The following is a 10,554-nucleotide window of genomic DNA, read 5'->3' as shown; positions in this document are numbered from 1 at the left end:
GGCCCAATATGGGCATCGGCGGCATAACACCCGCACAGAAACTGAAAATGGCCGCGTGAATTCTACTGCGGAGCCCCGTTAAAAACGGGGGGATTACCAAGGCACTCACGGCTTTAATCCTGTTTCCTTTTAAACTGGCCCGCCCATCTCACCCGGTCAAATCAGAAAACTTGTCGGACTGGTTGAAGAATGACGTGGGACTAAACAATCCCGACTGACTTGCAAGCGGCGATCCAAATGCAGGGTCGCCGCTAGCTGTATCTTAGATCGTCCATGCCTGAAGAAATGGAACGGCGCCAAGTCAGTAGAATGATTTCCAAGCCCCGCAAGAACTTTTCGGTATCTAGACCAGCTTGCTCGGCTTGAACGAGATTGTCTTCGAGATCGGCCTGCTTGACTGGTCGGGCCAGACGATTGGCGATAGCGCGGCGCATAAAATCGTCCTCGGCTTCGTCCATTCGCCTCGTGAGTGCGTCCACCGCATCAACGATTGCAGAGGAGAACCCCTCCTCCAGCAGCCGGTCCAACGTCCAGCCAGGAGCCTGTCCCACCACGTCATGGAGGGCCACTATGCGCTCGTCCGCGCGCCCAAGACGAGTGCGGCTACCCGTCGGCAATGCTCCACGTACGGGCGACCGGGCTTGTCGAACTGGTCTCTATGAGCTTCGAAAGCGACCTGGATCGCATGCTGCACCGGGTCCAGCGGCATCGCATCCTCCTCAAAAAAATGAAATCGCGGCCTCGCCTGGCGCTTCGTTGCCCGCAGGGAGAAACCGGAAAACCTCTGCGTCCACCATCCCTGCCGTGTCCGATTGACACGAGACGCGATCTCAAAAGTCCAACTTCGAAACCATTAAACTGTTCCGAAAATCATGCCGGAAGTCGCCAAACCGGCCGGTTGCAAACAATTCAATGAGGCACTTGGAACATCTATAGCGCTGGAATCTTTTAGGGAAATGATGAAAAGAATTCTGCTCAGCGCAGTGATATCGCTCAACTCCCTTTCTGCCGTGTATGCGCAGGGCCTTTCGCCCGACGCGATCAATAACGCCGATATCTTCGCTTCGCCAAACAGGCTGGTTGATCAGCAGCAGAGACCGCTGCCGGATCCCTCGATCATTCATCTTCAGGTCTTGTTGGATCGCGCCGGGGCGTCTCCAGGCGTCATCGATGGCCTCGATGGCGACAACGTGAGGAAGGCCATTGCCGGATATGAGACCATGCAGCGTCTGCCTGCTGACGGAAAACTGGACGTCGAAGTCGCGGCTCGCCTGAATGACGACAAACAAGTTATCGGGCCTTACATCATCGCGCCGGACGACGGAGTCGATCTTGTCGCTGAAATTCCGAAGGATTATGCCGAGCAAGCCAAAATGGACCACCTTGGATTCACAAGCGTCGCCGAGAAGCTTGCCGAGCGGTTCCACATGGACATCGACCTTCTGCATGCGTTGAACCCAACCGCGCAGTTCTCAGCCGGTGAGACGATTACGGTCGCTATTGTCGGCGCCCCACGAACTGGCAACGTCAAGCGGATCGAAGCTCACCGAAAGGACGGGCAGCTATTTGCTTTCGATGATAAAGACCAGGTCATAGCGGTTTACCCAGCAACAATTGGCAGCGAGGACAACCCTTCCCCGTCCGGCAGGCACAAGGTCAACGGGGTCGCCCGCAATCCGACCTACGAGTACAATCCCAAGATCAACTTTCAGCAAGGCAAAAACAAAGAGAAGCTCACGCTTCCCAGCGGGCCAAACAATCCGGTTGGCTCCGTCTGGATCGATTTGTCAGAGCCGACCTATGGCATCCATGGAACGCCGGAGCCCTCGTTGATCGACAAAGCCGGTTCCCATGGATGTGTCCGCCTGACGAACTGGGACGTCGAGGAGCTGGCGAGCTTGGTCAAACCCGGAGTTGTCGTAGAATTCGGCAAATAAATGCGGAGGGAGAAACGGCTCGTCCCAATCGGGATAGCGCCGTCGTCTTCAACCGAATAGTCGTCGTGGTGTTTGATCAGGAGCAGTTCGTTCGCTTCTCGTCCTCGTTGCCCCGCATACGGACCAACACGAAAACCGTGCAGCCGGTCCCTTCGAGGAGTGAACTTGAAGTCGCCTTCGCAAGCGCCTGCTCCGGGCTCTTGTTTAACTCCGGCTCCCAATAGCCGCGATCCCAAAGCAGGACCGTCCCACCACCATAAAGCTCCTTCGGGATCGTGCCTTCGAAATCGCCGTAGTCGAGCGGCTGGTCCTCGACCTCAACTGCAAGCCGCTTGTCCTGGGGATCGAGCGACGGTCCTTTGGTGGCGGCGCAGGATTTAAAGACGCCATCGAGTTCCAGCCGGAGGTCGTAATGGAGACGAGTGGAATCGTGCTTCTGAATGGCGAAGCGGCGCCCGTTTGACGATTTGACAGAGGCTCCGCCGCTAGGTACCGCCGTCTTCTTGAGATCGCGCTTTTCTCGGTACTTGGTGAGGTTGTCGGCCATGATCTCGATTTCGCCTGAGAGTCGAAATGCCCCCAAACCCCTTCTGTGGCTACCGCGATGAAAGCCTAGTCTCACCGCTATCGAACGGCAAGGCGTATTACAGGAAATGCCTCAGCCCCTCAGCTGTGGCGAATGAAAACGACTTAACTGATAAAGTAGCGCAGCCCCACCGAAGATGCAGAGCCCTGCACAGAGTGCGAACAGAGACCAGTACCCGAAGGAATTTGCCCAAGTCCCGGTGCCGAGTCCCGAAAACAGGAAGCCGACACTGATTGTATTACCAAATAGCGCGGACGCGGCGCCTGCCCGACCAGGTAGGATATCCTGCACCATCTGCATTCCGACGATGCTGATGACTCCAATGCCCGCTGCCCGTGGTAGTTGCCCAAGGTAAAGGCTCAACATCGTTGGCCAAATGATTGCCATACAAAAGTAGGCCGCAAAAAGAGCAAACCCAACGAAAAGCAGCCATCGCTTGGACGATAGGCCCGGCCACGCGACGAAGGCTCCCATCACCACCACCTCCAACCCAGCGCACAGGCTAAACAAGAAGCCAACATCGCGGTCTGAGCCAATGTCCTGCGCTACCACTATCGACATCGCGTTCGATCCCATGAACATCGCGGTGTGGAAGGCTGCTAGTGCAAGCACAAGTGGGGCGGCGGATAGCAGCAGGCTCGCTGTGAGTTCCACCTTTTCCTGTTGATCTGGAGGCACCAACCTGATCCGCGCAAGCGATACGATAGCAAGCGAACATGCTGCTAACAGGGCTGCCCCGACATACACGCCTTCGAACCCACTCGCTGAGATCAGGACCGCGCCAAGCGCTGGCCCAATCGTCCAGCTAAGTGACGCGATCAACCGCAAGGCTGCCATTCCCTGAGACACCGTCGAGCCGCCAGCTTGATCGAGGTGGGCCTTTGCCACTGCGAACAAGAGGGAGAAGGAAGCCGTACCAAGCCCGAAAAGAACCCCTGCGTTCAGTATCAGCAACCAGGTTTGGGTAATGTAAGCGCAGAGTGCTAGACCGACCACCTTTGACAACAGCGACAGAAGCAACGGCCATACGACCGGGTTGCGATCTTGTAGATGGCCGAACATCGTCGTAACCGCGAGCCCTATTGCAGCAGGCAACGTCAGGAAGGCGCTCAGCTCCAAAGGTGACATTCCGACTCTCTGGACGGCAAGCAGCGCCAGGTAGCTCCCGGCCATCGCTTCAGCCACCATCGCCAACAGGACGGCAATCATTATCGGCACGAAATGAGGGACAAGCCAAAGCTGCGTTCCAGAGCTGCTGCCAACGTCAACGTCCTGTTGCATTGAAAGTTCGCCTCTCTTGAGCCACCCTATGTTGCATTTTGAGCATCACGAGCGAGCCTCGCTCGGCATCGATTTGCCAACGGCCGCCCTCACCTTGCACGACATCTTGCCAGCCAATCTCGCAGACATCTTGCGGCCGTTGCCGCCCGTCTCAGGATCGACCAAGCGGACGACGCCGATTGGTGTCGGAGCGGGAGAAGTCACAGAGACCTTACGTCCTTGTACTTCCCGGGATACTTGTGACGGTAGCCGAGATCGGGTCACTGGCCGGGACGCTGTCCTCAAGCCCCTCCTCCAGCTCAGCTTCCAGCTGGTTCCTATCGTGGCTTTCCCGAGCACTGCGGACCGGTTCGAGGCCCTTACTGCCTTCGTCAAAGTTGCCGTTGCTCAAGGCATCGTAGCGATTGATGCTACCGTCAGCAGCTCGTCGGGCTAGCATCTCGGACAAAGTCGTCGCCATGTCGCTATTACCGGTGCGGTCAGTCGCCAGTTGTTGGAAGACACCCGCCATCCCAGCGAATATATCGGCAGCGGGGTTATCTAACCCCAAAAACGCAGCAATCTCATCCATTTCGCCAACCCAACGGTATGCTTTCGGATACATGTCGGGGATGCCCTTGGCGAACTTCGCGACGAGTTGCGACTGGCTTTCAGAAAGCTCGGCCATCAGAGCCTTGTCCGCTCCGCTCTTGGCCGCGGCCAGCAGCATCGAGGTGCCCAGACCTATCAGGCCTTTGTTAATGCCCGCGTAGCACATTTTAAGGGCCGAGGCTGCGCCAACGCCGCTATCTAGGAACCGTGCATCCAAGCCGTATTCGACGAGAACCGGTATTATCTCTTTTGCACCACCGCTAACATAGAAGCGCGGGCCGGGCTGTCCTGCCTCCGGCGGCCCGCCAATAATGCAGCCGTCAAGCACCCTCGTACTACCCTTGTCGAATGCGTGAGCGACCTTGCCCATTGTTTGGGGTGAAACGGCATTGCAGTCGATAAAGATGGCCGGAGAGTTGGGGCGCATTGCCATCGCAACCAGCTCGGCCACCGCTATCGCCTGAGACGGCGGCACAATTGACAAGATGACGTCCCCCTCGACCAACTCCGTCAGATCAACGTCACGAATGCCCGCAGCTGCCGCGCGATCTCGCGTTTCGGGCGAGCGTCCCGTGAGGTAGGTGACGATCTCCGCGCCCGAAGACAGGAGAGCCATTGCAACGGCACTTCCCATTGCTCCCATTCCGATAACTGCGATCCTTGTCACGGCAACTCTCCCCAATTCCATTCGATCTGGAACTAGAGGCGGCGGCGCTCGGTGCAAGCATCGCACCCGAAGTCACCATTCGGCGACGAATGTCGCATGGACGGTTTTCAGCCTCATATGCCTTCGTCAGCAATAAGCGCATCTGCCCCACGCCTAGAACGTCTTTTGCTCATTGAACTGCCCCCACTTTCGACCGGACACTCAGCATAAGCAGGAAGGCTCAAGCACAGGCTGGGTGATAGGCTTATGTCTAACGAGTTTCGACAGGTTGACCTGATGATCGGTGACGTCCGGCGGAGGCGCAGGACACCAGAACGCAAACTGCAGATCATCGAGGAAAGCTTTGCCCCAGGGGAGACCGTTTCCTCTGCGGCTCGGCGGCATGGAGTTGCGCCAAATCTTCTTTATCGTTGGCGCAGGCTCCTGAGCGAGGGAGGTGTGGTGGCTGTGGATTCCGATGAGCCAGTAATCGGCAATTCCGAGGTGAAGAAGCTGGAAGATCGCCTGCGCGAGCTTGAGCGCATCCTCGGGCGCAAGACGTTGGAGAACGAGATTCTCCGCGAAGCCCTTTCCAAAGCCCACTCAAAAAACCGATATCGCGAACGATCTTGTTGCCGAAGGACGGTTCCCGATAAAGACGGTGCCAGACGTCCTGGGCGTGTCACGTTCCAATCTTGCTGAGCGTCTCAAAGGCAAGGCCCAAGCCGCGTGGACCATATCTCAAAGCGGACGATGCCGAGCTGCTGCCTGCCATTCGCAGACTCGTGGATGCTCGGCCGACCTATGGCTATGGGCGGATTGCTGCCCTTCTTAACAGGGAGCGGCGAGCCGCCGATCACCGCGATCATAGCCCCCGGATGCCGAAAGGTGTTTAGATTTTGCCCAACAATGCCAACGGGGCACTGACAATACTAGCTTGCCTTGCCGCGCCATTCGACGAGTGGACAGGTGGTTCGTCCTCAATCACTATCGCTCTGCGATCTCATTCAACATCAGTGGCGTCGATCTGGAATCCCGTCTCTGCAGCGACCGCCGCCACAGCGTCCTCGCTCGCCCTTACCACCGCATCCACAGTGATCCCGAATTTGTTGTAGACGTCGTCGATCTTTCCGGATGCGCCGAAGCTACGCATCCCAACAAACCTCCCGTTGAACCCCAGGTATCGATCCCAACTGTCTTGAACGGCAGCTTCGACGGCAACACGCGCAGTCCCCGGTCCCAAGACCTGATGTTTATATTCCGGCGTTTGAGCCTCGAACAACAGACGGCAAGGCATCGACACAACGGCCGTGGCGATACCTTTCGCCTGCAGCTGGATCCTCGCTTCAACTGCCAAGTGAAGTTCCGAGCCGGTCGCCATGATCGTTAGTTGACGATCGCCACCTTCGGCTTCCTGCAGCACGTATCCACCTTTCGCACACAGGTTTTCGCTTCCAGGGTCCTTGCGAAGCAACGGCATCGGTTGCCTGGACAGGGCGATGAGGGCCGCGCGGCGTGGCGCGTCGAGGATCGCTTCCCAGCATTCAGCTGTCTCGATCGGGTCTCCTGGCCGATAGACAGCGAGCCCGGGGATCGCTCGCAGTGCAGATAAATGCTCGACGGGCTGGTGCGTGGGCCCGTCCTCGCCCAAACCGATCGAGTCGTGGGTCATGACGAAGATCGATCGGATTTCCATCATGGCTGCCAGTCGAATGGCTGGACGAGCATAGTCCGAGAAGGTCAGGAACGTGCCGCCGTACGGGATCAGCCCGCCGTGCAACGCGATCCCGTTGATCGCGGCCGCCATTCCATGCTCCCGAACGCCGTAGTGCACATAAGACCCGTCGTATTTGCCGGGAGCAATTTCGACCTGCGACTTCGCCTTGGTGTTGTTTGAGGGCGTCAAGTCGGCCGAGCCGCCAATTAACTCAGGCAGGACTGTTGCAAGGTGATTCAGGACGGTGCCGCTAGCCTGGCGGGTAGCCAAATCCTTTCCGCCGTCCAAAAGCTCGCTTTTTGCCGCTTCGATCGCCTTGCGCCACTCGGACGGCAACTCACCCTTCATGCGGCGTTCGAATTCGGAGCGGATGTCTTCCTTTGCATTCTGCACGCGAAGAGCCCATGCCATCCTGTCCTTCTGACCTTTCGCGCCGATCGACCGCCATGCTCGCAGAATGTCAGATGGAATCTCGAAAGGTGGGGAAGGCCAATCTAAAAGCTTTCGTGCGCCAGCGATCTCGTCTTCGCCCGGCGCATCACTATGCGCCTTCTGGGTTCCCGCCTTCGTCGGGAAGCCGAAGCCAATGATCGTCTTGCAAGCGATCATTGATGGTCGATCAGTGACCTTCTGCGCCTCGTTGATTGCAGCGCGGATGGCATCGGTGTCGTGGCCATCGATCTGTTGGACATGCCAGTTTGCAGACCGGAAACGTGCTTGATGGTCATCGGACTCCGCCAGGCTCGTCGCGCCGTCGATAGAGATTGAGTTGTCATCCCAGAAGAGGATGAGTTTGCCGAGTTTCAGGTGGCCTGCGAGCGCGATTGCCTCTTGGCTGATGCCCTCCATCAGGCAGCCATCGCCGTTAAATACATAGGTGTAGTGGCTGGAGAGGTCGTCGCCGAACTTCGCGTTCATGATACGCTCCGCCAGCGCGATACCGACAGAGTTCGCAATACCCTGCCCCAGCGGACCGGTCGTGGTCTCGATACCAGTAGCGTGGTGATATTCCGGATGACCGGCCGTCCTGGACCCGATCTGACGAAAGTTCTTGATCTCATCGATCGTCATGTCCTTGTAGCCTGTCAGATAGAGCAGGCTGTAGAGCAGCATCGATCCGTGGCCGTTCGAGATCAGGAAACGGTCCCGATCGTACCAATAGGCATCGCCCGCATCAAATCTCATGAACTCCGAGAATAAGACTGCGGCGATGTCCGCCATGCCCATCGGCATGCCTGGGTGGCCACTCTTTGCTTTCTGAACGGCGTCCATGGAAAGAAACCGGATGCAATTGGCGAGATCTCGCAGGTGCTGGTCTCTAGGTGCGGAAACTGTCGGGATTGCTTCGGTCATGATCTCACCTGGCCATGAATACGAGTGATCATGGGGACATAGGGCAACCTATCCACCGAGCCAGTCATTCTTGCGTACGAGCAGTGAAGAAAGCAGCGTTAGGCAACGCGTCTGATTCAGTTTGCAACGACTACAATAGCTCGGTGGTCGACACCTTCTCGCGCTACGTGCCAGTGCTTGAGCCGCGTCACAGATGACAGAACCTGTCAGCAGTTGAATGGTTGAGCTGGGCAAATTCGAGCGATAGACAGATGGTACCGTCGCCTGAATCCGTTTTAGTACGCGGATCGAAGAGCCGGTCGAAGCGACCGGCTCCACAGGGGTGATGTTACGCCGGAAGCCTTGAGCCAGTTAGCGCTTCGCTGAGCCCCCACAGCTTCTCGGCGAGGACAGCATCGCAAGCCCAGGGCGAAACGCCGGTCGGGCCTGTGTGACTTTCCGGAACGGCCTCGGCGATATCGCAATCCTCGCAATAGACGCCACCCATTCCGTCGAGCTGACTGCTCGTCGCGCACCAAATGGACGTGGCAGCTCCCTGCCGCACCGTCTTGAACGTGCGCTGGCTTTCCTCGCTGACGTCCATGCTGCCATCGGCATGGCGGGCGATGCCGAAGCTTTTGAAATCATCGTCAGTGAGATGCCGCACGAGATCCGTGATGATTGCGCCCGGGTGCAGGGAGAAAGCGCGTATGCCAGAGCTTTCGCCCCGCCTGTCGAGGCCGATTGCAAAAAGCGCATTGGCAGTCTTCGACTGACCATAGGACTTCCATTTGTCGTAGTCACGCCGCTCGAAATTCGGATCGTCGAAATCGACCCCGGAAAACCGATGACCGCGTGACGAAACCGCAACGACGCGCGCCCCGTTTGCCTTCGCAAGCGCCGACCAGAGCTTGGTCGCAAGCTGGAAATGCCCGAGATGGTTGGCCGAGAACTGTGTTTCGTATCCACGGGCGTCGCGTGCCAGCGGCGAGGCCATGACGCCGGCGCTGTTAATCAGCATATGAACCGGGCGGCCACTTTTCAGGAAATCCGATGCAAAGCGATCGATCGACGCGGGATCGAGCAGGTCGAGCGGCGCAAATTCAACGCGCGCGATGCCCGCCAGATTGGCTTTGGCTTTTTCCGGCGTGCGGACGGGGACGATGACCGTGGCCCCAGCCTCGCTAAGTGCGCGTGTCGTCTCAACGCCGATGCCGGAATAGCCACCGGTAACGATCGCGATTTTGCCGGTCAACTCCTGACCACCGAGCACCTCGCTTGCGGTGGTCGCGGGCCCGAATCCGGAATGGATTGCTCTCTGTTCTGGCGCCATGGAAAAACTCCTTCTTCAAATGCAACGCCGGTATAGGTTGATCATGCAGGATGATCCATGTAAGAAAATCCCGATTTCTTGCTGGATCGTTCAGATTATGGACCCTCTCTCTGATATTTTGGCTCTGCTGCAGCCAAAAAGCGTCGATACATATGGTGTCGTCTCGGGTGGAGAATGGGCGCTAGATTTTCCGCGTGTCTATGAAGGCATCAAGTTCGGTGCCGTAGCCCGTGGCGGCGGCTGGCTGCGCGTTTCAGGGGAGCCTCATCCCTTTCGCCTTGAAAAAGGCGACTGCTATCTGCTGACCGGTCAGCCCTATTGGCTCGGAAGCGATCTCACCCTGGAGGGCGAGGATGCCCGAACGGTTTTTGTCGACCTGAAAACGCGCGTGGCACGCTACGGCCCGCATGAAGACGTATTCCTGGTCGGTGGACGCCTGACGTTCGACGAAAGCCATAAGGTCCTGCTGACCGGTGTTTTGCCGCCGGTCATGCACATCCCAGCCGGAGCCGACGAAGCGGCGACCCTGCGCTGGACCCTAAACCAGCTCGCCAAGGAACTCAGCGACATGCGTCCGGGCAGCTCGCTTGTGTCGGAGCACCTGGGTCATATTCTCTTCGTCAACGCACTGCGCCTTCATATGGCGCGGGAGGGAGGATCGAGCCCTGGTTGGCTCAAAGGATTGAACGATCCGCGTATAGGACGCGTACTTAGAGTTCTGCATGCAGAGCCCGCAAAGCGCTGGACGCTGGAGATGCTTGGCAAGGAGGCCGGAATGTCGCGTACTGCCTTCGCGCTGCGTTTCAAGACGCTCGTCGGCTGGCCTCCGCTCGATTATCTGCTGCGCTGGCGCATGCGGCTTGCCGCCCGCGCACTTGTTTCGGTGGATCGCGCAAGATTGTCCGAAATCGCCCTCTCCGTCGGCTATGATTCAGAAAGTGCCTTCAGCGCCGCCTTCAAGCGGGCCATGGGCTGCGCGCCGAAACATTATCAGACGCGCATCAGGCGCCGGGTCTGAAATGCAAGGCCGGCGGAATGTCCGCCGGCTCGGAGCCGGAAATATACGTCGCAGTTGAGCGGCGTGGTGACGCGGATCTGACCGATCTATTACCTCAGCGCTGATTAGCCGCG

Annotated in this window: 6 protein-coding genes and 4 pseudogenes; 3 read left to right on the top strand and 7 right to left on the bottom strand. The window is 58.0% G+C overall.

The genetic code is table 11. From position 1 onward, the window contains the following. Nucleotides 1-251 precede the first annotated feature (251 nt). Nucleotides 252-709, bottom strand: a pseudogene (locus ASC97_RS16820) (HD domain-containing protein). Between the two features lie 247 nt (nucleotides 710-956). Here ASC97_RS16820 and ASC97_RS16815 point away from each other — a divergent pair. Continuing rightward, nucleotides 957-1,937, top strand: a complete 981-nt coding sequence (locus ASC97_RS16815) for a L,D-transpeptidase family protein (RefSeq protein WP_057469495.1) — start codon at nucleotides 957-959, stop codon at nucleotides 1,935-1,937. A gap of 76 nt (nucleotides 1,938-2,013) precedes the next feature. Here ASC97_RS16815 and ASC97_RS16810 read toward each other — a convergent pair whose 3' ends face one another. The 4 genes and pseudogenes from ASC97_RS16810 to ASC97_RS16800 form a co-directional block, all read right to left on the bottom strand. Continuing rightward, nucleotides 2,014-2,484: a DNA polymerase ligase N-terminal domain-containing protein gene (locus ASC97_RS16810; RefSeq protein ID WP_057469494.1), complete on the bottom strand. Its 471-nt coding sequence runs from the start codon at nucleotides 2,482-2,484 to the stop codon at nucleotides 2,014-2,016. Between the two features lie 111 nt (nucleotides 2,485-2,595). Continuing rightward, nucleotides 2,596-3,804, bottom strand: a complete 1,209-nt coding sequence (locus ASC97_RS16805; protein WP_057469493.1) for an MFS transporter — start codon at nucleotides 3,802-3,804, stop codon at nucleotides 2,596-2,598. A gap of 211 nt (nucleotides 3,805-4,015) precedes the next feature. Beyond that, nucleotides 4,016-4,231, bottom strand: a pseudogene (locus tag ASC97_RS35340) (hypothetical protein); the annotation flags it as partial. 75 nt (nucleotides 4,232-4,306) lie between these two features. After that, nucleotides 4,307-5,083, bottom strand: a pseudogene (locus tag ASC97_RS16800) (DUF1932 domain-containing protein); the annotation flags it as partial. A gap of 225 nt (nucleotides 5,084-5,308) precedes the next feature. Between ASC97_RS16800 and ASC97_RS33070 the strand changes: the two are divergent. Continuing rightward, nucleotides 5,309-5,898: pseudogene (locus tag ASC97_RS33070) on the top strand (transposase); the annotation flags it as partial. 146 nt (nucleotides 5,899-6,044) lie between these two features. Here the strand turns inward: ASC97_RS33070 and tkt are convergent. Both tkt and ASC97_RS16785 read right to left on the bottom strand, forming a co-directional pair. Next, nucleotides 6,045-8,111, bottom strand: coding sequence for a transketolase (gene tkt / locus ASC97_RS16790; protein WP_057469491.1), 2,067 nt, complete (start codon nucleotides 8,109-8,111; stop codon nucleotides 6,045-6,047). Between the two features lie 328 nt (nucleotides 8,112-8,439). Then, entirely contained in the window at nucleotides 8,440-9,423 is a 984-nt protein-coding gene (locus ASC97_RS16785) for an oxidoreductase (protein ID WP_057469490.1), read from the bottom strand. A gap of 97 nt (nucleotides 9,424-9,520) precedes the next feature. Here ASC97_RS16785 and ASC97_RS16780 point away from each other — a divergent pair, with 97 nt between their 5' ends. Further along, the gene (locus tag ASC97_RS16780) at nucleotides 9,521-10,441 is read left to right on the top strand and encodes an AraC family transcriptional regulator (RefSeq protein ID WP_162246695.1); all 921 of its coding nucleotides are present in this window, start codon (nucleotides 9,521-9,523) and stop codon (nucleotides 10,439-10,441) included. Nucleotides 10,442-10,554 lie beyond the last annotated feature (113 nt).

Source organism: Rhizobium sp. Root1203 (assembly GCF_001424945.1).
Taxonomy (GTDB): Bacteria; Pseudomonadota; Alphaproteobacteria; order Rhizobiales; family Rhizobiaceae; genus Rhizobium.
This window is presented reverse-complemented; position numbering and strand designations above follow the sequence as displayed.